23 protein-coding genes are annotated in these 25,973 nt (G+C 32.3%); 7 read left to right on the forward strand and 16 right to left on the reverse strand.

The annotated features are described in order from the left end of the window. Nucleotides 1-43: 43 nt before the first annotated feature. From ACYVEC_RS27785 to ACYVEC_RS27805, 5 genes are all read right to left on the reverse strand, one after another. Nucleotides 44-1,360 carry a GHKL domain-containing protein gene (locus ACYVEC_RS27785; RefSeq protein WP_063225326.1) on the reverse strand — a complete coding sequence of 439 codons (1,317 nt, stop codon included), beginning with the start codon at nt 1,358-1,360 and terminating at the stop codon, nt 44-46. Further along, complete coding sequence (locus ACYVEC_RS27790; protein ID WP_063225325.1) at nt 1,360-2,094, reverse strand: LytR/AlgR family response regulator transcription factor; 735 nt, start codon at nt 2,092-2,094, stop codon at nt 1,360-1,362. Before ACYVEC_RS27790 ends, ACYVEC_RS27785 begins: the two co-directional genes overlap by 1 nt. A gap of 162 nt (nt 2,095-2,256) precedes the next feature. Further along, nucleotides 2,257-2,838 (reverse strand): kinase, encoded by a 582-nt coding sequence (locus tag ACYVEC_RS27795; protein WP_063225324.1) that lies wholly within the window; start codon nt 2,836-2,838, stop codon nt 2,257-2,259. Beyond that, nucleotides 2,838-3,380 carry a GNAT family N-acetyltransferase gene (locus tag ACYVEC_RS27800; RefSeq protein ID WP_063225323.1) on the reverse strand — a complete coding sequence of 181 codons (543 nt, stop codon included), beginning with the start codon at nt 3,378-3,380 and terminating at the stop codon, nt 2,838-2,840. The genes ACYVEC_RS27795 and ACYVEC_RS27800 overlap by 1 nt, the downstream gene beginning before the upstream one ends. A 14-nt stretch (nt 3,381-3,394) precedes the next feature. Continuing rightward, nucleotides 3,395-3,778, reverse strand: coding sequence for a VOC family protein (locus ACYVEC_RS27805; protein ID WP_063225322.1), 384 nt, complete (start codon nt 3,776-3,778; stop codon nt 3,395-3,397). 282 nt (nt 3,779-4,060) lie between these two features. On the opposite strand from ACYVEC_RS27805, the gene ACYVEC_RS27810 reads away from it, so the two are divergent. Next, nucleotides 4,061-4,306: a hypothetical protein gene (locus tag ACYVEC_RS27810; protein WP_000433609.1), complete on the forward strand. Its 246-nt coding sequence runs from the start codon at nt 4,061-4,063 to the stop codon at nt 4,304-4,306. Between the two features lie 384 nt (nt 4,307-4,690). Here ACYVEC_RS27810 and ACYVEC_RS27815 read toward each other — a convergent pair whose 3' ends face one another. Further along, nucleotides 4,691-5,227: a DUF2812 domain-containing protein gene (locus tag ACYVEC_RS27815; RefSeq protein ID WP_063225321.1), complete on the reverse strand. Its 537-nt coding sequence runs from the start codon at nt 5,225-5,227 to the stop codon at nt 4,691-4,693. A gap of 7 nt (nt 5,228-5,234) precedes the next feature. After that, nucleotides 5,235-5,552, reverse strand: a complete 318-nt coding sequence (locus ACYVEC_RS27820) for a PadR family transcriptional regulator (RefSeq protein ID WP_063225320.1) — start codon at nt 5,550-5,552, stop codon at nt 5,235-5,237. 206 nt (nt 5,553-5,758) lie between these two features. Here ACYVEC_RS27820 and ACYVEC_RS27825 point away from each other — a divergent pair, with 206 nt between their 5' ends. From ACYVEC_RS27825 to ACYVEC_RS27835, 3 genes are read left to right on the forward strand one after another with little or no spacing between them, the layout of a single operon-like run. Beyond that, nucleotides 5,759-6,688 carry an AAA family ATPase gene (locus ACYVEC_RS27825; RefSeq protein ID WP_063225319.1) on the forward strand — a complete coding sequence of 310 codons (930 nt, stop codon included), beginning with the start codon at nt 5,759-5,761 and terminating at the stop codon, nt 6,686-6,688. Then, on the forward strand, nt 6,685-7,848 hold the full coding sequence (locus ACYVEC_RS27830; RefSeq protein ID WP_063225318.1) for a DUF58 domain-containing protein: 1,164 nt from the start codon (nt 6,685-6,687) through the stop codon (nt 7,846-7,848). Before ACYVEC_RS27825 ends, ACYVEC_RS27830 begins: the two co-directional genes overlap by 4 nt. After that, nucleotides 7,823-8,935: a DUF4018 domain-containing protein gene (locus ACYVEC_RS27835; protein ID WP_063225317.1), complete on the forward strand. Its 1,113-nt coding sequence runs from the start codon at nt 7,823-7,825 to the stop codon at nt 8,933-8,935. Before ACYVEC_RS27830 ends, ACYVEC_RS27835 begins: the two co-directional genes overlap by 26 nt. A gap of 56 nt (nt 8,936-8,991) precedes the next feature. Here the strand turns inward: ACYVEC_RS27835 and ACYVEC_RS27840 are convergent, their stop codons facing one another. Next, a complete protein-coding gene (locus ACYVEC_RS27840) occupies nt 8,992-10,449 on the reverse strand; it encodes an MFS transporter (RefSeq protein ID WP_063225316.1) in 1,458 nt (485 codons plus the stop codon). 403 nt (nt 10,450-10,852) lie between these two features. Here ACYVEC_RS27840 and ACYVEC_RS27845 point away from each other — a divergent pair, with 403 nt between their 5' ends. Together ACYVEC_RS27845 and ACYVEC_RS27850 are read left to right on the forward strand one after the other, a co-directional pair. Further along, entirely contained in the window at nt 10,853-11,113 is a 261-nt protein-coding gene (locus tag ACYVEC_RS27845; protein ID WP_063225315.1) for a hypothetical protein, read from the forward strand. Nucleotides 11,114-11,197: 84 nt separating this feature from the next. Further along, nucleotides 11,198-12,694: a glycosyltransferase family 2 protein gene (locus tag ACYVEC_RS27850; protein ID WP_063225314.1), complete on the forward strand. Its 1,497-nt coding sequence runs from the start codon at nt 11,198-11,200 to the stop codon at nt 12,692-12,694. A gap of 143 nt (nt 12,695-12,837) precedes the next feature. Here the strand turns inward: ACYVEC_RS27850 and ACYVEC_RS27855 are convergent, their stop codons facing one another. From ACYVEC_RS27855 to ACYVEC_RS27880, 6 genes are all read right to left on the reverse strand, one after another. Next, complete coding sequence (locus tag ACYVEC_RS27855) at nt 12,838-13,080, reverse strand: hypothetical protein (RefSeq protein ID WP_063225313.1); 243 nt, start codon at nt 13,078-13,080, stop codon at nt 12,838-12,840. Between the two features lie 110 nt (nt 13,081-13,190). Then, nucleotides 13,191-13,391, reverse strand: coding sequence for a hypothetical protein (locus ACYVEC_RS27860; protein WP_063225312.1), 201 nt, complete (start codon nt 13,389-13,391; stop codon nt 13,191-13,193). 303 nt (nt 13,392-13,694) lie between these two features. Beyond that, nucleotides 13,695-16,007: a glycosyltransferase gene (locus ACYVEC_RS27865; RefSeq protein ID WP_153039408.1), complete on the reverse strand. Its 2,313-nt coding sequence runs from the start codon at nt 16,005-16,007 to the stop codon at nt 13,695-13,697. 52 nt (nt 16,008-16,059) lie between these two features. Further along, nucleotides 16,060-17,577, reverse strand: coding sequence for a glycosyltransferase family 2 protein (locus ACYVEC_RS27870; protein ID WP_063225311.1), 1,518 nt, complete (start codon nt 17,575-17,577; stop codon nt 16,060-16,062). A 248-nt stretch (nt 17,578-17,825) separates the two neighbouring features. Next, entirely contained in the window at nt 17,826-18,848 is a 1,023-nt protein-coding gene (locus ACYVEC_RS27875; protein ID WP_460509317.1) for a WD40/YVTN/BNR-like repeat-containing protein, read from the reverse strand. 296 nt (nt 18,849-19,144) lie between these two features. Further along, nucleotides 19,145-20,362 (reverse strand): aspartate aminotransferase family protein, encoded by a 1,218-nt coding sequence (locus tag ACYVEC_RS27880; RefSeq protein WP_063225309.1) that lies wholly within the window; start codon nt 20,360-20,362, stop codon nt 19,145-19,147. A gap of 264 nt (nt 20,363-20,626) precedes the next feature. Here ACYVEC_RS27880 and ACYVEC_RS27885 point away from each other — a divergent pair, with 264 nt between their 5' ends. Then, a complete protein-coding gene (locus tag ACYVEC_RS27885) occupies nt 20,627-22,006 on the forward strand; it encodes a catalase (RefSeq protein ID WP_098556154.1) in 1,380 nt (459 codons plus the stop codon). Between the two features lie 207 nt (nt 22,007-22,213). On the opposite strand, the gene colA is transcribed toward ACYVEC_RS27885, so the two are convergent. Together colA and ACYVEC_RS27895 are read right to left on the reverse strand one after the other, a co-directional pair. Beyond that, nucleotides 22,214-24,850: a collagenase ColA gene (gene colA / locus ACYVEC_RS27890; RefSeq protein ID WP_063225307.1), complete on the reverse strand. Its 2,637-nt coding sequence runs from the start codon at nt 24,848-24,850 to the stop codon at nt 22,214-22,216. A gap of 511 nt (nt 24,851-25,361) precedes the next feature. After that, a complete protein-coding gene (locus ACYVEC_RS27895; RefSeq protein WP_098556156.1) occupies nt 25,362-25,874 on the reverse strand; it encodes a hypothetical protein in 513 nt (170 codons plus the stop codon). Nucleotides 25,875-25,973: the final 99 nt, after the last annotated feature.

Below are 25,973 nucleotides of genomic sequence, written 5' to 3' on the forward strand. Positions count from 1 at the left end.
TATGTAGTTATTTCTTATTCGGTTTCATTTTCATCATAGATGGTCATTTCATCTTATTTAATATAAATGTTTGCGTGAAATAAGGACTTATATAAGTTGTTTCTAACGTCGCATTATTTGTTTTATTTATGATCCGTTTTAACGAAAATAACCCGTATCCTCTAGCTCCTTCTTTACTTGAATGGTTTTTCTCATAAATTTTTTGCAAATCAATCTCTTCACCCTTTGAACTATTACGCACGATAAAATATTGTCGTAAATCCATTTCAAAGAATGCGATTTGCAATATCTTTTCCTCACTATGTACTGCTTCTTCAATTGCATTGTCTACTAAAACTGAAATGATACGAATAAATGAAATAATCGTCATCGAAACACTTTCGATGTTCTCCGGTATATCAAGCATTACTTTTATTTGTTGCTGCTGGGCAGTGCCGACTTTTGCTCTTAATACGCTTCTTACTTCAGGAATTTGTACGCGGGATAATTTCGCGATATCAAGTTCATGATCATTTATTGTTTTTAATGTGGGAGCAATAACATCGTAGTACACTTGCTCAATTTCTTTCACATTTTTTGTACGTATTCCCTCTTCTAACGATAGTAATACATTCATATAATCATGACGGAAACTAGCAAGCTCATCATGCATATCCTCTAATTTCTCCACATAATCTAATAACTCTTTATCCAAACGTTTTTCATGCTCTTCTCGTAACTTTTCTTTCGATAAGTGTGAGCTTATTAGTACAATGATTATTAATAATAAAAATACAATAATCGCTGTAATATAACTTACTTCACTGTATTGTTGATTTAATTTTGCTAAAAACTCAGTAGACGGCCGAGTTAAAATTAGTTCAATAACAAATCCGATAATTAATAATATATAAGTTACATAGTATAACGGACTACCTACTATATATTGAGCAATTTTTTGAATTCTTTTACGCGCTACTAAAATACCGATAAAAGTAAGGATTGATACGATAAGATGAATAATGCTACCTGTCCATAAATATAAATTGAATGGCATTAACATAAATATTTTCATTCCTAAATCGAAAAGCAACATTTTCACTAATGTTATAATCACCATACTCACTAGTGCAAAATATAAATTATGCTTAAATTTCAATTCATTTTGCATCAATCCTAAACTTATTAAAAATAACACAATCGTACTATTCAACTCTGGATATCTCGTTACTGTTACGACTATAGCAAGTAAAATAATAAATACCGCACTTAAAGCTATTAACATTCTAACTGACAATCTGTTGTAACGGATTAATTGTATGTATAAAAACGTATGACACATACTAGTAAGCAGTATTGCAAATAAATCATAAATATACATTACATCTCACCCTTTAACATGTTACGTACTTTACTCACTAAACGACGTGATACTGGAATACGTTTCCCGCTTTTTAAAACTATCATTTTTTGATTCGCATCGTAAGAAGACATTTGCTTCGTATTCACGATATATGATTGATGACAACGAAATAAACGTTCATCTATTATTTCAATTTCCTTTAAAGTTCCATAAAAATAAACGATTCGATCTAACGTCACTAACGCTAACCGGTGCGGTTCATCAGTCATAACATATTCAACTTCATGAAAAGGAACCCGCACAGTGGCATTACTATTTTCAACGATAAAGTCATCGGACGGAATAATATGCTTATTTCTTGCTTCATATTGAAGTAAACATTTTTCAAAAACTTTATATCTCTCCTCATATGGCAACCCTTTATCAATAAAAGTTAAAGCTGATACCATGTATTGATATGAAATAGGTGCAAATTCAGAATGTGTCGTTACAAACACAATAATCCCTTGCGTATCATACTTTCGTATTTCTTGCGCCACGTGTAAACCTTTACGCTCTTCTCTTTTTATCTCTATATCTAAAAAATAGATTGGGACATATCTCGCCTTAGGAATGTTGGTAATGATGTTTTCACTTTTACTAGTTACCTTGATAAAATCAAAAGGCAACCTATATTTCCCGCAAATCTCCTCAACTAGCCGCTTCATTTGCTGCGCTTGTATGACATCATCTTCTAAAATAAAAATACTCATGTGATCACTCGCTTTATCAAAATCTTTCCATCTATAGATTTATCTATAACTATATAATTCAAATTGTTGTACTAATCTCCTTCCCAAGAATTAAAATAATTAATTTGCTATTACATAGAGAAACCTCAACTTTCCAAGCAAAAAGTTGAGGTTTTCTTCAAATCATTTGATGATTAAATCCGCCCTATCCTTCGGCGATTCCGTTTCTAAGTAATAATCCTCTGCCTTCCAATACCTATTCTCAAACTTTGAAAGGTTTTTCTGCGTTTCCTTACTCTCGCGCAGAAATCTTGTCTCTCTTGGACAATCCAAATACACCATATAATGAAAGAAATCTCTCCATTCTTTTCGCTGAAGAAAAACTCCTTCAATTACAATTACTCCTACTATAGGAATCTGTACTTTTTTTATTTCGCATAAGTCTGTCTCATCATTATAGAACGGTAAATTTAGTTTTGTTTCATTTTGTAACTTTCGAAAAAACTTCTGCCGAAGCCACTCAATATCCCACTGTAAATTATAATACTCATACCATTCCTCATAGTCTGTATGATAGCGTTTATTACACTCCACTATGTGATCATCAATATGGAAAATATGAAACGGAATACTTTCTTGTTTCATATTTTCTTTTAAATTTGCTACGAATGTTGTTTTTCCAGATCGACTTAGACCATCTATACCTAAAATGAATCTATTTTCCTTATGCTTCTTCATAATAGTTATAAGTTCTCTTGTACTCATTACTTCTTCCACTCTTCTTTTAATAAAGAATATAAAATGGTATCATGAGCAACTCCATTTTGAATCATATGTTTTCGAAGTAATCCTTCTTCTTGGAACCCTGCTTTTTTTAACAATTTTTGAGAAGCTTTATTTTCTACATATACAACAGCTGCGATTCTTATAAGTTGTAACGTTTCAAATCCGTAATCTAAAATTGCTTGTAGTGCTTCTGATGCATAGCCCTGTCCCCAATATGTATCGTCTAATTCATAACCAATTTCGGCTCGTTTATGATGATTGTTAATTAAATGAAACCCGCACGTTCCAATTAATTGCCCTGTTCCTTTTTTCTCTATTCCCCATCGAAATACACTTCCCTCTTCATAACGATTTTTAAACGTTTGAATCGTTGTTTTCGCTTGCTCAATATTTTCGAAAGAATCCATTCCGAAATAACGTATAACAGATTCTTTTGAAAAATAACGGAACATCGTTTCTGCATCTAACAGCGTTAATTCTCTTAATTGTAAACGTTCTGTTTCTAGTTTCGGAAACCCCATCTCTTTTTCTCCTTCTATTCTAATGAACTGCAAATTTCAATATAATTCCCATCTGGATCGGCAATATATGCAATTGTTTGTCCCCACGGTTTCACAATTGGTTCAACTAAAATCTTAATACCTTGTTCTCTAAATTGCTCAATCGTTTCTTCTACATTTTCAACAACGAATCCTAATTCAAAATGAGAAGATTGTAACTCGCCTTCTGTAAGTGGTAATCCTGTTAATTCTTTCACGTCTTGCCGCGTATTCATCGCTAATATTGTAGATCCCGTATTAAATTCAATATATGTACCGTGCTCTGCTTTTATAGGTAACTGTAAAATATCTTTATAGAATTTTAAACATTCTTCAAACTTTTCTACGTATAAAATGATGTACTTCATTTTTAAATTCATTTTACATCCCCCTTTATATCCATCCCTAAAATTTCGACAAAAGTCTCATAAAAACCTTGTTTCCTATAGTAACGAGCACAAAAAAATGAGGCCGATTTCTCGGCCTCCCAGCTTATTGGCATAAAACAGGAGATTTGGTTTGGACATAACCAGTTCGTACTCTTATTATATTTTATTTTTTCTGAATTTTAAATACATTAACACCTATTTATATTGAGAAAGTTTTTTTGCTTGCATAAAATTAAGGGGTTTAAGAAATGCTACAAATGGAGGTGTATACATATGGAACCAATGCTATGTCCAAGTTGTAAAACGAACCGCACTCGCTTTAATATTCTTGAGCAACAAGTAAAACCAGTCAAATTAAATCCACAAACTGGTCAAGTAGAAGAAGAATACACAAATGAAACGATGAATGCTTTTCATATGGCTTATCAAGGACCTACATACCGTGTCCAATGTGCTGTATGTGGACTTGTTGAAAATCCTGAACAATTTATTAAACCTGCTCAAAATCAGTCTTTCTAATAATTTCATTACTATCCCTTGTAGAAATAGATTTTTCTATAAGGGATTTTTTCGTTAAATACGGTAATAAAAAACGTATCTCTTCCTTATTATATGTTAAACTTCACCCTCTTTTGTTAAAGTTCATAAAAGGGTAATTTATCAATAAATGTTGATATATAAGATTGCCAATATTTTTAACTGGTAGTTATTATTGAGAATCATTTCTTCTCCATTTATGATTTTTTAAGTTTAATTAACTTAATGTTTTAACTGGTATTTCTACAACGAAATTATAAAGTTTTTATTATGTAAAAAAGAGTGAACAAATTATGTTTATATAGAGACAAAAGAAGTTGATTCTGGCATTTCTCCTCATCAACTTCTTTTATACTCCACTCTTTATTATAATATTTCACTTTTTAATTTCTTGATTTTCCAAGTGAGTCTTATAAAGAAGTACATCCACATACAACCTGAAAGACCTGTTATAGCTTTCGCCCAAATTGGCACTCTTGATTCCATCGGACTTATAAATAGATTATACATCGATGGTAATATACTTGCTGATATAATAACAAGAAATAGTAATAATTCATTTAGTTTTTGTATCCTCGTCTCCTTTTCTGAGTAAATATCAGGCAATTCATTTACCTCTTCTACTTCTTTACAAAAATAATTCCATCTTGTGAAACTTGTTACGCGTTTCCAACCTGACATTTCGTATATTTCGAAATACTCTTGTTGTTGTTCTTTCGAATCTCTATAAACCAATCTAAAATCAGCTTTGTATATTACATCTTTTGGCTCCGTTTTCTGAAACGTATACATTAAATTATATTTTTGTAATGCCCAACCTTGCTGATGCATCTTTCGTAAAAAAGCTTCTTCTTTTTCTAAATTCCATGCCGTAAAAAACTTGAATACCCTTTTTGTCTCCATCTTCTATTCACTCCCCTAATATACTATTTCCATTCCTTACAGATCTCTGCAGCCTACTATACTCTAACTCTAATACTTCTCTACCAAGTGGCGTTAACTCATAGCACTTCTTTCTATCTGTAGAAGCAACTTCTACAATTAATTTCTCTTTTAATAATTTCGTCGTATTCCCGTATAAAGTTCCAGGACCGAGCTTTACTTCTCCATTTGTCATCTCTTCTACCATTTGCATAATTCCATAGCCGTGCATTGGTTTCACTAGTGATAACAGTATGTAATATGTCGCCTCAGTTAAAGGAATGTATTTTCTCGCTTTCGTATTCATTATAACCACCTCCGATACATCGCTTGTTGATATATCGACTTGCGATACATCGTATACCGATATTATATATTCATATTCCAAAATATGCAATAGTATAATTTAATAACCAGATATTTATTTCTTCGAATTAAAAAATCATATGAATTTTATGAATAATTTGTTAAAATATAGAAATATCCGTTTATATTTTGAAAGGAATGATACATATGATACATAAATTGAAAGAAAACATAGGATCTGTTTTTATTGGTAAAGAAAATGTTATTGATCTATTACTCGTTTCATTGCTTGCTGATGGACATGTACTGCTCGAAGATGTGCCTGGTACGGGGAAAACGTTACTGGCGAAAACCATTTCAAAAAGTATTGGTGGTAATTTTTCTCGCGTCCAATTTACACCGGATGTACTTCCAAGTGATGTAACAGGTATTGAATACTTCAATCCTAAAACCAGCGAATTCGAGTTAAGAATTGGACCAGTTATGACAAACATTTTACTAGCAGATGAAATTAACCGCGCAATGCCTAGAACACAATCCAGTCTGTTAGAAGCGATGGAAGAACGACAAGTGACGCTTGAAAAACAATCGACTCCACTTCCGAAACCATTCTTTGTTATTGCGACGCAAAACCCAATTGAATCACAAGGAACTTTCCCTCTTCCAGATGCACAGCTTGATCGCTTTTTAATGACGATTTCAATCGGTTATCCGGCCCCAGAAGATGAGTTACAAATGATGCGACGTTTTCGTAACGATACACCATTAGAAAGTGTCACCCCTGTTATATCTTTAGAAGATATATTAGAATCACAGAAACGAGTAAAAGAAATTTTCGTATCAGAACCGGTAGAACATTACATTATTAAACTTGCTCATGCTACAAGAAATCATGATTATATCGCTAACGGTGTAAGTCCACGTGCCACACTTGCTTTAGTGCGTGCAGCTCAGGCATTCGCCTTTTTAGGTGGGAGAGAATATTGCACACCAGAAGATATACAATTTTTAGTTCCTTCTGTTTGGAATCACCGTATCGTCTTATCAATGGAAGGCGCATTACGCACGACAAAAAATGAAATCATGCAAAGGATTTTAAAAGAGGTTGACGTACCAGTGGAGATTGAACAAACATGAATGGACAGCGCGTTGTAACAGTACCTTTATTTTTTCAACTTCATATTATTCAACTAACTGTACCAGGCGCTATACTATTTACGTTTTTTATGCCGCAACGAATCATTATGTTTTTCTTTTTCTTCTATTATTTATTTGCAATTTTCATTTATAAATATGTCGCTTACGTTGAGAAAAAATTTCAAATTATAAATGAGAAACAAACAACTCGGCTTTTCCCTAATGAATCTGGACAGTTTTTTATTCATTTAAAAAATGGAGCAAATATACCACTCGTTAATGGTTTTTGTTATTTTCATTTAGACCCATCCCTACTACCGCATAAAGATCAAGGGATTGATCAAATATCAAAAACGCTATTCTCTTTCCCATTTTCACAACCTGCATACTCGGCACAAAAATGGGATTTAGCATTAACCGCAACGAAGCGTGGTGTGTTCCAAATTGAACAATTCGAATGTGTCTTAAAAGATCCTTTTCATTTATTATCTGTACATCTACCTGTATTTGATAAATTAAGAACTGAAATTATTGTGTATCCATCACCTAAAAAAGTGGCAGGTTTGCAAGAACTTCAGCAACTTTTAAATGGTTCTTATCGAACGAATTTTTCTTTTTATAATGATGAAACATCTATTATCGGTGTTAAACGATATGAACGTGAATCTTTCCGTTCAATTCATTGGAAAGCCTCTGCTAAAATGCAGGAGTTACAGGCAAAGCAATATGAACCTGTAAAAAATTATAGTTGGACGATTTGTCTTTCTTTAGCTGCTGATCGCGGGTTTGGTTGGAAAGATAATATAGAAGATCTTATTTCATTTACAACATACATTTTCCAATACGCAACGAAACATCAAATACCGTTTGAATTATTTATTAGTGTATTAGCAGAAGGTGGTCCTCTGCACTTACCATTAAATGAAGGACAAACACATTACGCAAAAGCTTTAGAAGAATTGGCACGTATTTCAGACGATAGCACATTAATTCCGAAACAAGGATTTCTCCATTATACAAATAGAAAAGGAGAACGATCGTCTACAATGATTTACATTGGCTTGCAAAAGAATGACCTCTCCCTTCTATCGCAACCTACGTTTCTCATAAATAACGAAGGGATGGTGGAAAAGCTTGAAAACTTGGCTCTATCACGTTAATGACTTTATTCTGCTGCTCCTCCTTTCGTTATTAACTGAAAGGGACGAATTAATTGCTGTTGCTATATTTTTAGCAACAGGCTATATAGGATTATTTCTTCTTCATAAATTTATGAAGAAAAAAACGAAAGGTTTTGTCATACTGTTAATAACTCAAATAATCGGTTGTTCTTTCATTCTCCCTTTCTCTTTATTTGGCACAATTATATTACCGCTTTTCTTCTTTATCGTACACGTAGTCGGACCTGGGTATCCAGTTCAAAAATCGTTAGGCGGCATTATATGGTTTGGTGTTTCGGCTATATTTTATGCGCCTTTTCCACCGTTATGGAAACTGTTACTATTAGTTATACACATTATGATTACATTTTGGTTAACCGGGGCAAATCGGAATCAACAGTTATTACGTTTCACTTCAATCATTACAATTGGTGTAATGAGTATAATAATCGTTCAAGTGTTTCCTTTTATTCGTCTTATTTTTAGTTTTATTATAGAAGTAGTCGCATTAGGGGTTGGTTATGTTATAAATCCATTTCTCATAGCAGCTGAATTAAAAGATACTGAAGGGATATGGGCAAGTAAAGGGCATCTCTTAAAACCTCAAATTGACAAAAATGGAGAAAAACCTCCTGATTTTGATCCAACCCTTATAAATAGCATGACCATAATAGCCTGTGCAGCCATTGCTATTTATGTCGTTTGGAAAATAGTAAAAAAACGAAAACATTTAAGTTTACCAAATATGTCTGCCTTCGAATCTACTATTATCATTGATAAAGAAGGAATGAGCCAAAAACGTTTTAAAAGGAACAAACCGCCACATAACGAAATTCGAAAAGAAATTTTTAAGCTTGAGAGTAAGTTAACTCCTCCTTTAAATAGAAAGCGTGGAGAAACTGTTGAGGCCTGGTTAGAAAGAATAAATAGTGAAGAAGATGTAAATATTGAGAGTCATATTATTATAAATGCTTATAATACAGTGCGTTATTCTAATGAGGAAAACACCGTACTTTTGCATGAATTTAAGGAAGAAGTTCATAAACTTTACGTGTATCAGAAGAGTTTGAAGAAACGAAAGAAATAACACAACAAAAAGACTCCTATTTTTATAGGAGTCTTTTTATACTTCTACGTAACTTTTTAAATTGACGCGTTTTTCCCTGCTTCAATTTCTAATGACTCTTCATGCCACCAAAGTGTTTCTTCAGGGTCTTCTTTAGCGATTTGGTGTGCTTCTTTCTTCGTTTCTACTGTAGGATATGAACCTTTTAGCGCACGTCCTGATGTTGTTACGAATAGTACACTAAATACAACTAATCCAATAATACTTACACCTGCTAAATAAAATGCCGGTGCGAGCGGGTTACCCGTTGCATGAACTAAATATGAACATACGAGCGGTGTTGTACCACCGAATATCGATACAGAAATATTAAATGAGATCGAAAGTGCTCGATAACGTACATCGGTGAAAAAGAGTGATGGTAATAATGAAGGTAATGTTCCTTCATATACACTTAGGAAGAAACCTAATACGAAAATACCTGCAAATATAGCTGCAATATGTCCGTTACCTATTAGTAAAAATGCTGGAATTGCAAATACAGTTAAACCAAGTAAACCAATTTGCACGACACGTTTATTACCAATTTTATCACTTAATTTACCGAAATATAGTGCTAGTGGAATCATAAGTGCCATCGTAATCGAAATAATTAATAAGCCAGTTGTTTCTTTGACTTTAAGTACTTGAGTTAGATAAGAAGGAATATACGAAAGAATCATATAATTCGTAATATTAAAGAAGGCGACAATTACTGTGCTTAATAAGAAGTCTTTTTTGTGATATTTAATAATATCCATAAATGAAAATTGTTCATTGTCTTCAGATTCCTCTTGTGCTTTTTCCATCTCTTCAAAGATGGGAGATTCATCTAAATGACGGCGTAAATATAAACCGACCAAACCAATTGGTGCAGCTATTAAGAAAGGAATACGCCAGCCCCAGCTGAGCATTTGCTCATCTGTTAACAATAACGTCAAAATGGTAACAATTACCGATGCAGCAATGTAACCTGAGAGTGTTCCAATTTCAAGACCACTACCGAGTATACCACGCTTTTTATCTGGAGAAGATTCTGCGATATAAACCATTGCACCTGAATATTCGCCGCCTGTAGAGAAGCCTTGAATCATTCGGGCAACTAAAAGTAGTATTGGTGCCCATACACCAATTTGTTCATAGGTTGGTAGTAATGCGATGAATAATGTAGAAAGTGCCATTAAAATAATAGTAGTACTTAACACGATTTTTCGGCCGTACTTATCTCCTATTCTACCAAAGAATACACCTCCGATTGGTCGAACGAGAAAGGCTACTGCAAATGTACCGAATGTAAGTACAAGTTGCAATCCACTATTATCAACACCTGAGAAGAATAATTGACTTAAAATTACCGCTAAATACGCGTATAATCCGAAGTCAAACCATTCCATTGCATTCCCTATACCAGTAGCAACTACTGCTTTCCTGGCTTGTTTAGGATTGACAATATTAACGTCTTGAGGTTCAAAATTCAAATCATTATTTTGTTGCATATAATAAAACAGCTCCTTATTTAATTTAACTTCTTTAAGCACACCTTCTCTTATTGAATAAAATTAATTCGAAGCACTTAAGGAAAATCAATGAATCCTTATCTGTTAATATTATTTCACATAATTAATTATTTGTCCAATTAAATGCTCTTCTTATATAAAATTATACCCTGTTTAACTTGTTATAAAATGACGTTTAGCTTATATAACATATACCTTTACACTACAAATGAAACTTTAATTTATTTATATTTATAACGTTTCTATAATTGCTTCCTCTAACCTAGAAATCAGTAACTTTTACTAAAGATTTGCATATATTTAAAAAGTGAACTCATTAGCTCGAATTTCGTCTTATTACATTCAACTATAATATTATTATAGGTTTAAAGGAGGCTATTTTATGTTGGAAATAATATTGTTACTTACTACTGTTTCTTTTCTTTTAATTATTTCTGTATTTTTCATTACCCTAAAACAATTTAAAGAAATTAAAAATATAAAAAACATATTAACTACCAAAAAAGGAAATGAAAAAAATACATCCGAAAACTCAATCCCTATGCAATTAGACCTTAGTGTTCTTAATAATTTACTCGCTTCAGGAATAAATAAAGGTTCTAATTCAGGTAATGAAAATTCTGAGTCTGATAAAACTAAATAGTCGTTACGTATATATCTAAAATATATATCTCCTATTTTATCTAACCTTATTAACAACTACCTCTGATTAAAAAGGAGACTACTTATGCGTAAAAATCCGATTTCTATTATTATTCCTATACAGCATAACATAAGAGTTTTACCTGAAATTTTGAAAGCATGTGAACAACTACAGCCTTTAGAAATTATTCTTACTATTAATGGATATATTGATGATTCCATTGATATTGCACAATCTTACAATTGTAAAATTATCACACTAGACGAACCGACAGAATCAAATAATTGTTATGTAATTGGTGCCAAAAAAGCAAAGGGTAAGTACCTCTTATTTTTAGATGCAAATTACATTCTCCACCCTTCCTTACTTATACAATTTCTTCAACCATTACTAGACGAATCAGCTGACGTAGTATTAAACAATTTAGATGATTTTTTTTATCAAAAGCAAAAGCCCACTATAGAAATGATTTGGCAGCAAGTCACGAATCATTTTTTTCATCGTCCAGATTTAAATGTTAACTCATTATTATTTCCTCCCTATGCAATAACAAAAGAAATTCTTGAAGCCATTACTCCAGAAATTTTATTAAATCCGATATTGGCACAAATGAAAATTATTAAAAATAAATTTCGGATTAGCAATCATTTTAAAATTTCTATACCGCAAATCCCCTCCTTCCCCTCAAAACAACTCATTCGTTACCACCTAGAAGCGATTGGAAATTGGGTAAATATATTACAAAATCCAAGAGGAAACTATACTGATAATAATCGAAGGCGGGATATTATTTTAGAACTTCAAAACGGCGAACAAAGAGCTATACCCAAAATAATTACAGGTAAAGAGTTTTATTCGAATACTTATGGAAATAAACAATTATCTATCATCATCCCTGTTCAAAATGAAGAAAAAACGATAGAATCTATCATTTTTGAGGTGCAGAAATTAAAACCTTTAGAAATCATCATTATTGTTAATGGATCAACAGATAAAACAGAGGAATTGGCGAAGAATTGCGGTGCAACAGTTATTACTTACAAAGAAGCACTCGGCATTGATACCGGACGTGCCGTTGGTGCATATTTTGCAAAAGGTGATATATTATTATTTATTGATGGTGATTTCTTAATTCCTAGTTCTGATTTATTACCATTTGTACAATCTGTTCAAGATGGAACCGATTTAGCTTTAAATAAATTAGAGCACTACTACATGTATCGTCTTCCTTATTCTATCGTGACTGCATGTAAGTATGCTGTCAACTTAGCATGTAATCGAAAAGATTTAGGTATGGGATCCACAATTGCTGTCCCTCATGCTTTTAGTCGAAAATGTATTGATACAATTGGGTTTGATTCACTTATTTCACCAACCTTAAGTCAAGTTAAAACAATTTTATCAGGCTTGCATGTACAAAAAGTCCATTCTGTCGATGTTGACAAGATAAATCGAGTGCGACCAGAAAAACACTTCTCACAGGAAGGCTACCTTTCATTAGCAACACAGCAAATCATTGGTGATCATATAGAAGCAATTTCTTACCTCATCGAACAAAAAAGAAACACTGAATACTTTTAATTGTATATCCTTACCACCAAATAATATATGAATTCATTTTAAATATATAGCAAAATAAAAAAGATGGTTTGTAACCATCTTTTTTATCTTTACATCAATTCAAAAGAAAAGTAGAAGGCAGGCTTTTGATTTCTGTATTTTTCTTAAGAAGTTTGAAAAGAGAGGCTTGTTAATGAAGATGCAACACTTAAATCATCATTTAGTTTAATTGAGAAACATGCAACTAATGGTAAAGTAATTACAATTGATCCACTAGGACTAATTACAATTGTAGGACTTGTCCCACATGCACCCCCACAATCCACTACAGCGTCAATTCCACTACTAGGGGTAATTGTAATTTTAAGGCATACATCAAAACAAACATTATTCGTAGTACATGCCATAACTCTCCCTCCTTTCTTTTAACAATATATGCAGTTAGTTAAATTCGGACACGACTCTCTTACGAAATTTTATAAATTAGATGTTATTTCACTCTTAGTTTCATAGAAAATTAACCTTTTATTAAACTATCTAAATCAAATAAAAAACTCAAATCATCCTTTACTAAAATAGAAACACATGCAATAAATGGTATTACATTAAAATTAGATGAACATTCATCATTGCACCTTACGAATATTTCTGCTCCACCATTTGGATTGACTTTAGTTTCTAAACAAATATTAAAACAACTTTTATTGATGCAAGACAAGATATTCCCTCCTTTCTTATATTTAATATCAATTTATACAGAAATAAAAATATCGTTACAGCTTTTATCTTTTTTACTTTACATACTTAAAATAAAAAAGATAAAAGCTTCTTCATGTATATAAAGAAGCCTTTACCTTTTTGTTACTTGCTCATTTACTATTAGTCAGTGAAAAATGCACTTCATTTGTACCTGAGCTAAAAATAATATAAATTTTGATTTTAGTTTCATTGCAATACTTAATATCGTCAAGTTGCTTAAATGAAATGTTTACGTTACTCATGCAATAGACAAATTTACCTTTTAAAATAAATCTTTAAAATCCCTATTCTTCAATAGATATGAAAGTCCTTCTAAATGATCCCCAGTAATTCTCAATACAGCTGGTGGATGCCCTATCGTTGCAAAATGCTCTTGTGGCCGAATACGGTTTGGTTTCATTACATCTACAAAATGGACACATTCGACTTTATATCCTTTTAATATTGCCTTTACTTGCGCAACACACGATGTGTGAAGTGTATCCCAGCCGATTCCCTCTAAACATTTTCTACTAATAGCATGAGGAACAGCAATTGTGGATCCTACTCCTAAATCTTTACGATTACAAGCAATATTCAACATATATTTATATAAATTTACAATATATAGAGGAAATCTAAGATTTAAATTTAAATCGTTTAAAGCCATATCAACCCCATCTGCAACAGCCTTCGTTAATGGATGAAGATTTTTTGCTGGAATAGCAAAATCAGCATCAATAAAGAGAAGTATATCCCCTGTGGCTTCTTGTGCACCAATTGCCCGTCCTACATCATGCCCTAATGTTTCTTGATAAACAATTACTGTAGCTCCTAATTGCTTAGCAATTGCTTCTGTTTGATCTGTTGATCCATTGATTACAACAATTATTTCTTTCGGTTCAATTTTTCTTGCCTCAAGAATAACTTCTTTAATTGTTGCTTCTTCATTTTGCGCTGGTATAATAATTGATAACTGTTTTCCATTATAAATAGAGGAATTCATTCCCCATCCTTTATGAAAAAGTGAATAATTCTTCTGCATTTTTAGTTGCTCTATAACTTCTCTTTTTCTTCCTCCATCTGTATAATTACCTCTATCATCTTTTCCTTGTAACCAACTCTCTAAAACTTTTACATTCTCATTTATCTCACGTACTTCTAATTTAGTTAGTTTATCTCTATAGAAAGAGGTTTGATTTACATTTAAAGAGGTTTTAATAATTGCTGAAGAGGTGTGTACTCGCCACCCTTTCTCAATAAGAGTTACTTGGGATAGAATAGGGTTCTGCAAGATATCATATCCAATGTCTTCAATTGCTTTTTTAGTAATAGCATATGGCAGAGATAACATCGAATCATATTTTAAATCCATACGTCCCAATACATCGTTTACTATTTTTCTATACACCATAGCAATGCTTGGCCATTCTACTCTCATCTTTTCAAAACAGACAGAGTCTATGTTATTCAAAATTACATCCTGTTCCTTTTTTAGTAGCGGTTCTATAAATCGTTCTAATTCTACCGAAAAAATAACATCTTCTCCATTTAAAAATAAGACTACATCACCATTGGCGATTTTTGCCCCATGAACTGGTGCTCTCCATTTACTTTTCTCCTCAATCACAACAACGTTACTTTCAACAAATGTTGGTATAGATTGTATAGCACTCATTCTATCATCAGCTACAATAATAATTTCTAGTGGTTTTATATGCTGCAATTTATTTAAAATCTGATTCAACTTCGATTTTTCTTCTCCTAAAACTATAACGACTGATAGCTCCACTTCTTTTTGTTCTTCTTTCACAGTCTGATTAGGCTTTACTTTTTTTATATATTCAATTGTTTCACTCTTCCCTACAGCTGCATGCCCTGCTTTTTTATCAAAATATAAGTCTATTATAATTTGATTTACTTCCGTGTCTTTATCAAGTTGCTCTAATTCAGAAATAAATGGTAATAAATGATTTTGTACATCAAATTCACACGCGAAATTTTGCAAAAAATAAATATTTGGTACATATTTAATGTGATTAAAAAATTTCACAACATTAATTCTTTCTCCAAATTTCTCTTCAACTTCTTCTCTTGATAAACCTGGATAAGATAAATCGAAAACTAGATTTACCGGTACAGGTATCCATTTTATTAAATTTGTTTGCGGATTATTAATGAAAGCTGTGGAACCTTTAACAAATCCAGCTAAAATTAAAGACATAAATCCTCCCCCAGAACTTCCATAAAACAAGACATTTTTTGAATCAACTTTTAACTTTATAAATAATATTTCTAGAATATTAGCTATATCTTGTAAATAAAATCTATTTAACTCCCCCTGTCCCCAACCTAAAGATAATTTTCCAAGATATAAAGTAGGGTCATTATAATATATAACAGTATCTTCAAATTCATCCATCCAAGAATGTCGATGAAAAATAGGTGGACCAATTGGCTGTTCTTGAAACCCACCTGCTCCGGATCCAAAAACAATTGTGTTATCAGCATTGGGCTTCATACGAATTAAAAATTCATACGTTACTTTATCCCAATCAACCTTGAGTATAAATGGCTCCGAAGTTTGAAAATCCATTTGCCATAATTGTTCATATGGAATGTTAATTATTTTATACTGGTCTAACAGTTTAATCACCCTTTCCATCCATTTCAAGTTGTTCTATCAAGTAAGAGAGCGCTTCAACATGATCACCAATTATTCTTAATACTGCTGGAGGATGTCCATTTTGACTTACATTTTCCTTTAAACGAATTCTATTCGGTTTTACAACATCAACATAATGGACACATTCTACCCTATACCCTTGTAATATAGCTTTTACTTGTGCAAGACTAGGACATAGTAAAGTTTCCCATCCTATTGCATCTAAGCATGATCTACTCATTGCATGTGGAATAGCTACTAATGAGCCATTACTTAATTCTGGACGACCATATGCTAAATTAAGCATATATTTTACAATATCCACAACATAAAAAGGCGGATTGAGCATTGGGTTCAAATCATTTAACGCTATGTCTACGCCATCTAAAACTGCTTTTGTAAAGTGATGCAAATCACTTCCTGAAACACTAAAATCACCATCAATAAATAAGAGAATATCTCCTGTAGCTTCAAGCGCCCCAATAGCACGTCCAACATTATGACCAAGTCGTTCGTTATATTTAATAATAGTGGCACCAAGTCTTTTAGCTATGTCAGCTGTATGATCTGTTGAACCATTTACAACGACAATTATTTCTAGCGGTTCTATTTTTCTTGCCTCAAGTATTACTTGTTCTATAGTTTCTTCTTCATTTTGCACCGGTATAATAACAGAAAGTTGCTTCCCGTCATAAATTGAAGAATACATTCCCCATCCTTGATGATAGGAAGGGTATTGCTTGGATTCACCTGCCTTTTGAATAATATCCCTTCTTTTTCCTGCATCAGTAAACCCTACCCTTCTTCCTTTTTTCTCTATCCATTTAGATATACCGCTTAAATATCTTTCTACTTTCTCTTTTTCATTTTTTGATAACTCTTTTTTTATTAAATATCCTTCTTCCTCTATAGTCTCATCTTTAGATAATGTATTAATTGCATATTGATCGTTAATCCGCCAGCCTTGATTCACAATCTTCATATGAGATAAAACGATATCTTCCATATAATCAAAGCCGATATTTTCCACCACTTCCTTCGTAAGCGCATATGGCAATGAAAGTATTGAATTGCTTTTTAAATCTGGTCGTCTTAAGATTTCATTTAACATTTTTCTCCATACAATATCCATATTTGGACATTTACCTATTTCTATTAATTTATCTATTTTATTTAAAACTACATCGGCCTTATTTGTAACAATTGGCTCAATAAATCTCTGCATTTCATTTGTGGATAATGAAAAATTGCTATCTAAAAATAATAAAATATCTCCTTTCGCTACCTTTATACAAGCTTCATATCCTTGATAATGTGCACTATATTTGTTCATTAAAACACTATGACATCTATATTTCGTTGCTATTTCATACAATTTATTTTTATCATCAGGGGCTAAAATTATAATTTCAATTGGTTTTAGTTTCCATGCAGCGTTAATTAAATCTTCTACTAGTTGCTCTCGATCACTATACGAAATAATAACCGTTAACGATTTCATTACAATCCCCCCTTTTTTACACATCATGTGGCATGAAACATCATTCATATGAACTTAAAATATTAAGTATTACAATTCACTCTAAATTTGCTACTTTATTAACATATTCAAAAGTGAACTATACTGTGTGAAAACAAACGTCTATTTTTGAAAATATAAGCTCTACACTTGTATCCCTCCTTTTATCGTTGTGTGTTACAACTCTCACCATTTAAAAACAAAAAGAGTCCTAATTTCTTTAGACTCTTTTACACTAATTTATAAATATCATTAATTTTATATACAACCTTTTTCCATGTTATACCTCTATCTGTTGTAGTAAATATTTCTTTTTTATTACAAGCCCAACCTTTACGCCGATTAAAAAAATGTAAACAAAATACATTTTTCAACAATGGATTACTTGATACCTTTATCCATTTTGCTCCTTTTTTTATTATTTGATATACACTTCCATGTTCACTATTTATAACCCAGCCATAATAGGAACTAAAAAAAGAAACAGCCGCTTTACTAGTATTTATTGTTTTATTTGAAATATGCCACGAATTCCCCTTATCAACTGAGTAATTCATGAAAAATACATCATTATTCATTTTAGTTGGTATTACTAACAAGTTATTTTTATAGATTGCTTTATAAGCCATAGAAGTTTCATTATTACTTCCTTCAAGACTTGGAATATCTTTTATAGGCTGCCAACTTGCCCCACCATCCATTGTTTTAAATACCGCTGATGTTTCATATTGTTTGTGTAATGAAATAAATCCAACTAACTCGTTTATAAATGTTATCCCTGAGATACTATCACTAATACTTATATTTTTAATTATTTTCCAAACTTCCCCTTTCGTTTTCAAATAGTATAAATTATGTTCAAATTTATTTGATGCAAGCTTTCTAGACAATACAATCCATATACTATCCATATTCGTGGCATGCAATTGTACTTGAACATCAGTCGATTTCTCCCACTCTTCTTCAATTGGTAATATAAACTCACTCCATCTTTCCCCTCTATTAACTGTATAAAATATAGCGGGCAATAAATCATCATTCGTTTTTGTTAAACCATATGCCCAAGAGCTTCGAGCGTTTATTGGATATCCAAATAATACAATTGAATTTAGAGGATTAACAACTTCCCATTCTACTCCTCCGTTTCGAGTATATAAGATGGCTTGCTTTTTATTTGTATATTGAATACCAGCCCAACCAAATCTATCAGTTCGCATTTGTAAAGAAGTAAATTGAATATCACTATTTTCCAATACATCACCTCATTCTTATCATATATATATTCGTATGCTATTATTTTCAAAACGTTCTATCATTAGTTGTTAGTACCACTCGTTTTATCTACTATCTTTACACATTTACTTTCTCTTTTCCTCACCAACCAAATATCAATATATAATGTATCAAATCTAATAAAATCCCTTCTATTTTTTCATTATCATTTAATAACGACTGTATTTTACAAAATTCTACTATAAAAAATGCACCCTAATTGTAAAACTATTTCTAACAATTAGAGTGCACTTTATATAAAATATAGCTTTAATTTTTAAGCACTTACTACAGCAGCAACTTTATCCAAACAAGTAATAAATTGATTAATAAATGCATCAATTTCTTCTTTTGTAATTATATACGGAGGAAGTAAACGGATGATATTCCCTTGTGTAACATCAACTAACATCCCTTGCTTCATTAGGTCTACCTGTATTTGCTTCACATTTTCATTCGTGTCATTCACACTTATCCCAAACATCATGCCAGCATGACGCACTTCCTGAATATAATAAGAATTTTCTTTCTGAATGTCTTGCAGTTTGTCATTCAAATATAGTGACGTTTCATAAGCTTCTTGCATTAACCCATCATCAAGTAATGTATTTAATACAGTTAAACCTAAAGCTGTTCCCATTGATGAATGAGCAAATGTTGTCCCGTGATCTCCTGGTGAAAATACATCACATAACTTTTCACCTACAATAATTCCTCCTAGCGGTATCCCGCCTCCTGCTCCTTTACCAATTTGAATAATATCTGGTGTAATATTAAAATTTTGATAAGCAAATAGTTTTCCCGTTCTACCCATACCACTTTGAACTTCATCAACGACAAGAAGTACATTATATTTTTCACATAAATATTGAACACCATGTAAATATTCACTTGATAAAGGGTATATCCCCCCACTTCCTAAAACAGGCTCTAGCATAATCGCAATTGGGTTTTCTTTAATAATGGTCTCTTCTAATTGGTCTATATTTTCGCGCTCTACTTCATATACAGGAATAGATGTTTTAGGAAAATTTTGATATACCTTTTCTTGTCTCGTAAAATGTAGTGCCCCTAACGTACGTCCGTGGAAACTATTTTTCAGCACCACAATTCCCTCACGTTCTTCACCCGTATTATCTCTATATTTATCAATTAATTTCAACGTTGTTTCTGTCGCTTCCGTACCAGAGTTTGTAAAAAAGACTTTTCCGTTTTTTAATGAGCAATCAACTAATTTCTTTGCATACTCAATCGCAACTGGATTTAAAAAATGAAACGGCAGATGCAACGATTTCGTAACTTGCTCCATTGTCATTTGCACGATTTTCGGGTGATTGTATCCTAATACGTTCACTCCGACACCAGAAAATAAGTCTACATACTCTTTACCATCCACATCATAAAGCTTGCACCCTTCTCCTCTTTCTATCGCAACCTTCGTACGACAATACGTAGACATCATATATTCTTTATCTAATTGAAACCAATCCGACATTTTAAATTCCTCCTTGTTATTTTCCCTGTTTATTTCTGTTCATTCTCTATAAAGTCATGTATAAATTCATTTTTCAGATTAAAATTTTAATAGTAATTTTCTTCACGATATTCATTTTTCCATAATTTCTTCTATTTCAACAGGTCCACTATATGTGCATTTTTTTCATCTAGCGGTCTGTTACTACTTTGCATGTCATACATAATCAAGGTTATACAATCATATTTAGTAACAATGGACAAAAAAGATTTGGAGGCTATATCGATGGATGAAAACTATGATAAACAGGGGCAATCTTTACTAGGGAATGACTTTAATGAAGATGGAGAACGTAATGAACAAGCTACACTTCACTCTCAAACAGTTGGTTCACGTGGACCTGTTCTAGAGCAAGATAGTGTACTTCACGAGACGTTACAAGAATTTATTCATGAAAAAATTTTAGAAAGACCTGTTCATGTAAAAGGATTTGGTACGTTCGGTTATTTTCAAACAATCTATCCAATGTCTGAACATACTAAACTAAGTTTTTTACAACATTCTAATGAGAAAGTTCCCGTTATGGTGCGGTTTTCATTAGCTGCTAGTACGAAAGGAACACCTGATACTTCTAGAAATGTACGCGGTTTTTCTACAAAGTTTTATACAAAAGAAGGCATTTTCGATCTTTTATGTAATCACATTCCTGTCTTTTCTGTTCGTGATCCGATGCGCTTCCCAGAAACGATTCAAGCGTTGTCACCTTCACCTAAAAATAACTTAATAGCCCCTAATAGATTTTGGAGTTTTGTCGCTAGAGCACCTGAATCCATTCATTTCGTTGTCCGTTTGTACTCTGATAATGGTACGGCCAAAAGCCTTCGCCACATTCCAGGGCATAGTGTAAATACATATGTTTGGAGAAATGCAGAAGGTAATCGAAAATATGTAAAGTATCATTGGTACCCATTTGAAGGTGTACAGTACATTACTAGTAAAGAAGCAATTAAACTAGCTGCCGAAAATCCTGATTATAGCGGAAAAGATTTATATGATGCTATTGAAAATGGTAAACCAGTGGAATATGGTTTATATGTCCAGCTCATGGACCCGAAAGATGAAGCGCATCTTTCTTACGATCCTTTAGATGATACAAAAATATGGGATGAAAAAGCGTATCCTCTCATACCAGTCGGCAAAATGGTATTAAATAAAAATCCTGAAAATTATATGGAGCAAGTAGAAAAAGTCGCTTTCTCCCCTTCTAATTTACTTGACGGTGCTGAATTATCAGATGATAAAATGTTGCAAGGGCGAGCTAACATTTATAGCGATTCTCAAAGAAGAAGAATTGGACCTGAATTCCGCAAATTAACGATTAACCAACAGCAAGATTGGACACCTGCTAATCAAATAACGAGCGGTGACGGAAGGTACGTTGAAGGTAAACTTGAAAGAACTTCTATTACGAAACAGGATGACTTTACACAGGCTGGTGAATTTTATGCGAAGTTAAAACCGATAGAAAAAGAACATCTTGCTGAAAACTTAGCTAGTGATTTGAAAGTTATATCCCATGATATTAGGAAGATAGTTTTGGGGTATTTCAATCAAGTATCAACTGATTTGAAAACAAGCATTGAGACAAAAATGAAAGAGCATTAAGAAGATTAAAACATGCTTTACGAATGAGAATTCAAATCTATATTAATTATTTTCTTGTCAAAATCCAATGAAGTTATTTAATTTAAAAATATAAAGCCAATATATCCCTGTTCTATAATTAGAACAGGGATATATTGAAGTAGTTTAATGTTTAACATTAAATACTTTATTTAGCTAAAAATGCAATAAGTAGCCTTTCAAAACAAACTATTTTACTTGTACCGTATAATTCCCTGTTCCACCACCATACTTATATACACTTAAGTAATATTTCCCTGGCTTTGCATTATAATTTCCAAGCAATTTGTTTCCATCACGTTTTGTTGCATAAGCTACATAATTATTTAGATCTGATTCAGAATATAATACCCAGTTCAGTCCAAGATTTTGTTCGTTCGTAACAGAAATTTGTAAATCTTTTTGATCCTTTACATCAATAACAAATTTATCCCCCTGATCTTGATCACTCAAGGTTCCTTTTAACAAAATATTCAAAGATAGTGGATTTGCTGTTTCAAATGAATTATTTGGTTCTTTTTCTACAGCCGTACCTTCTTCTGTATTCACTCCGCTAAACACAACATCATATTCATATTGTCCAGCATTATTTACACGGTAATTTACAAAATAAGCAGTCAATGTTTTATATCCAGTCCACTCTTTTCCTGAAAGGCGTTTCAACATATCATTTGTTGCTTCATTCATCACTTTCCAGTCCTCAACTTCTCCTTTAGCCGCACTTCCTGTATATGTCCCCTGTAGTGTAAATGTATTAAAGAATTGTGATTTATTCTTTGTTACTTTCACATCTTTTAATTTCGCTTCATTCGTAATATCTGAAGTAACGTCCGAAAGCGATTTTGGATCATGCTGAGTTAAATACTCATCTGATACTTGTGGAATTGTATACTTATCGCGATTATCAATAAGCATTTGCATATAAGATTGATATTCTTCATTTAACTTATTATCTTTGCTTAATGTAGCACGGTATGCATCGTAACTTGAAACATCATTTGCGCGAATTAAATCATGTACTTTATCGAACATTTCTGGGCGTTTATTATACATATATGATTGCAGTGCAAACGAATAATTATAAAAATCCCACGTTCCATATTTCGCATTTAATGTTTGTGATGCTGTATAACGTTTTGCAGGATCATTAGATAACCCACCAATTATACTTTTTCGCGGTACTACACTATCTAATCGCGTTGCACCTGCAAAGAACTCTGCATTCCCTTCTTCAAACCATGTTAAACGTTCATTTTGATACATTTCTCCTTGTCCCCATAATCCCTGAACTTCGTACCTTCCTTGTAAGTAGTGCGTAAATTCATGGCGGAACAATTCTTCCAAACTATAAATACTTTGCTCTGGTGTACGTTCATATGTAAAGAAAGTCCCTGTCCCTTCAATATAAATCCCACCATTATTCGTTTCATATCCGTACAGTTGACGATTAAATTGATACTCATCTGGGCTATTATAAATAACCATCGTTAACACATCATCAGCATGTCCACTTTCAAGTGGTTTATCGCTACCAACTGTACGATAAAATTGAGAACGCACTTCTTTTGCCGCCCAGTATAGACGTTTAATTTTCTCTTCGCTAACTTTATCCCCAGCTTTAAAGGCAATTGCTCCATCATCAAACGTATACGTTTTCGGTAAATATTTCTCTTTACCCTCTTCTCGAATTTGATCTAAATTTACAGTTTTTCCGTTCGCATCTATTCCTCCATAATTTGTAGTAATTTGTTCTGCCGCAACAAAGTATTGCTCTCCTAAATATGGATAAATTCGCATTGCATCTGTAACAACTTGTTGTCCTTTTGTCGGCGTGCTATGAAGCTTGCCCAATCGGCCAGCATAGTAAATTCCGTTATTTATTAACCATCCATTTTTATCTGATACAGTACCAATAAGTGCGAAACGACTTACTTCATTAATAAAGTTATCGATATTTCGATACCACATCGTATCTTTCGGCTCTTTTCCAGTCGTGTACATATCCGTCTGAATATCAAAGTCAATTCCCTTCATCAACTCATATATAGCGTCTCCTTTTGTTCGGTCTTCAATGAAAGTTGCAAGATTATCGTTATATTGTTTAAAAATTTCACCTGCATATAAAACCGTTTCAACATCTGCTGATGCATTTCCAATTAATTTTCCATATGATGCAATTACTTTATTTTGTTCTGATGTACCAAGTTTGAAATTTGGATTTTTTGCAATTGTTTTTAAAGCTGGTAAACATTTATCATGGTAGCTACGCTCATTTAGTTTGCTTAATTCATCATGGTAAAAACCTAAATAAAATGCTGCACGTAGAGCTTCTACTAATGTTTCAATCCCTTTTGAATCATCTTTCGTATAAGCTTGTCCTTGTTCTGCTAGTTTATTAATAATCGCTTGCATTCGGTTATCATCTTGATAGAATTTAAGACTATCACTATTAAACTGAAATAATTCCGGAATTTGATACCATTTAATTGTCACAAGAAGATCAGTTAATTGTTTGTTATTTAATTGATTTAACTCAGCCATCGAATACTTTTTTTCTTCAGCTAACGGTTTAATATTATCGGTTGGTGCTATTGGACGCTGCGATAAATCCGCTAATTTTAACCGTTTTGTAAAAGATGCATTTTCTTGTACTTTTGAAGGGTGCGCCAATTCATCAACAGATTTCTGTATTCCTACCGGCTCCATTTGTAATACATTCTTCACATTTTTCTCTTTTGTCTCTGCTTGAATTTGCAAACCATTACATGTTATTGTCACTAGTCCAACACCAAGAATCCACTTAGAAATTTTCGAATATTTAACCATACCATTGCCCCCTAGTCATTTAAAAGAAAATTCTGAATTTTAAAATCAAAAAACACTTATTTGTATGTATTTACAGTTCCGCTATAAATACAACTATGATCAATAATGCAATAGTAGCTTGTTTTATACTATTACGAGTACAGATTCCTTACATACAATCTCCCTTCCTTACATTTAGTACAAGCAAAAACTGTGCCAATCATATTAATCATATTTCTTATGAATAGCCAACATTCTTTTATAAATACTGTAGAATAAAATATACATAGGTGGTTCGGCAATGTATAAATCATTTGACACAAAATCTAATGTTTATGAAGAACAAATTCATTGAATGTTATAAGTTCATTAGCCAGTAAATAATTTTCAACTAACAACATCCACAATTTTTAAATCTCTCAAAAAAGGTAAACAAACATATTCCATAAAGCTAATATGTTCGTTTACCTTTTTCTATTTCAAATCAACAGCAAAATATCGTTGAATAAAAATAGTATTAATAAGTATTTTGTTATTCATTTCTCTTTTTTAGATAATCTTTTTCACATTGTAACGGTTTGAATTTCACTTTTTTCCCTTTCTTCTTTTTCGTTTTTATAACGAGCCATTCCCCTTTTTCAACGTCTAGTTTAAGGCGTTTCATTACATTAATATTATCTTTTTCTTTATAAAGTAAAAATGCTTCTTGCGCCCTCACAAATAAGCTGGGCTGCTCGCTAAATCCACCACTATCATAAATTTTAGTTAGCGAATTATAATAAGAATCATTTTCCTTTCCACCATACATCAAATGGGCAGCCTCCAAATCTCTTTTACTTACTTCCCAAAAACTATGTTCATCAATATTTAAATTAAATGTGGATTTAATGTCCTGTATTATATTCTTCACATACTTTTCATCTCGAATTTTCCTTTCTTCAAGACAATCCGAAGATAACCTTGGTGCATCTGATTGGGAATGTACAACGTGTTGTATCGATACACACAAAATAAATACGCTTAAAATGTAAAATATTTTTTTCATATTTACATATCACCTCAAATGATTTATATACTATATCATTTGAGTCTTACAATATTCTTATGCTAACAATGTGAAAGGCCCTATAAATTGGACTTTTAT

This window comes from Bacillus sp. MN7755 (assembly GCF_054771475.1).

Coding starts and splice junctions, on each gene's coding strand:
- ACYVEC_RS27785 (WP_063225326.1), bottom strand. CDS start 1,360: ATGTATATTTATGATTTATTTGCAATACTGCTTACTAGTATGTGTCAT.
- ACYVEC_RS27790 (WP_063225325.1), bottom strand. CDS start 2,094: ATGAGTATTTTTATTTTAGAAGATGATGTCATACAAGCGCAGCAAATG.
- ACYVEC_RS27795 (WP_063225324.1), bottom strand. CDS start 2,838: ATGAGTACAAGAGAACTTATAACTATTATGAAGAAGCATAAGGAAAAT.
- ACYVEC_RS27800 (WP_063225323.1), bottom strand. CDS start 3,380: ATGGGGTTTCCGAAACTAGAAACAGAACGTTTACAATTAAGAGAATTA.
- ACYVEC_RS27805 (WP_063225322.1), bottom strand. CDS start 3,778: ATGAATTTAAAAATGAAGTACATCATTTTATACGTAGAAAAGTTTGAA.
- ACYVEC_RS27810 (WP_000433609.1), top strand. CDS start 4,061: ATGGAACCAATGCTATGTCCAAGTTGTAAAACGAACCGCACTCGCTTT.
- ACYVEC_RS27815 (WP_063225321.1), bottom strand. CDS start 5,227: ATGGAGACAAAAAGGGTATTCAAGTTTTTTACGGCATGGAATTTAGAA.
- ACYVEC_RS27820 (WP_063225320.1), bottom strand. CDS start 5,552: ATGAATACGAAAGCGAGAAAATACATTCCTTTAACTGAGGCGACATAT.
- ACYVEC_RS27825 (WP_063225319.1), top strand. CDS start 5,759: ATGATACATAAATTGAAAGAAAACATAGGATCTGTTTTTATTGGTAAA.
- ACYVEC_RS27830 (WP_063225318.1), top strand. CDS start 6,685: ATGAATGGACAGCGCGTTGTAACAGTACCTTTATTTTTTCAACTTCAT.
- ACYVEC_RS27840 (WP_063225316.1), bottom strand. CDS start 10,449: ATGCAACAAAATAATGATTTGAATTTTGAACCTCAAGACGTTAATATT.
- ACYVEC_RS27845 (WP_063225315.1), top strand. CDS start 10,853: ATGTTGGAAATAATATTGTTACTTACTACTGTTTCTTTTCTTTTAATT.
- ACYVEC_RS27850 (WP_063225314.1), top strand. CDS start 11,198: ATGCGTAAAAATCCGATTTCTATTATTATTCCTATACAGCATAACATA.
- ACYVEC_RS27855 (WP_063225313.1), bottom strand. CDS start 13,080: ATGGCATGTACTACGAATAATGTTTGTTTTGATGTATGCCTTAAAATT.
- ACYVEC_RS27865 (WP_153039408.1), bottom strand. CDS start 16,007: ATGGATTTTCAAACTTCGGAGCCATTTATACTCAAGGTTGATTGGGAT.
- ACYVEC_RS27870 (WP_063225311.1), bottom strand. CDS start 17,577: ATGAAATCGTTAACGGTTATTATTTCGTATAGTGATCGAGAGCAACTA.
- ACYVEC_RS27880 (WP_063225309.1), bottom strand. CDS start 20,362: ATGTCGGATTGGTTTCAATTAGATAAAGAATATATGATGTCTACGTAT.
- ACYVEC_RS27885 (WP_098556154.1), top strand. CDS start 20,627: ATGGATGAAAACTATGATAAACAGGGGCAATCTTTACTAGGGAATGAC.
- colA (WP_063225307.1), bottom strand. CDS start 24,850: ATGGTTAAATATTCGAAAATTTCTAAGTGGATTCTTGGTGTTGGACTA.
- ACYVEC_RS27895 (WP_098556156.1), bottom strand. CDS start 25,874: ATGAAAAAAATATTTTACATTTTAAGCGTATTTATTTTGTGTGTATCG.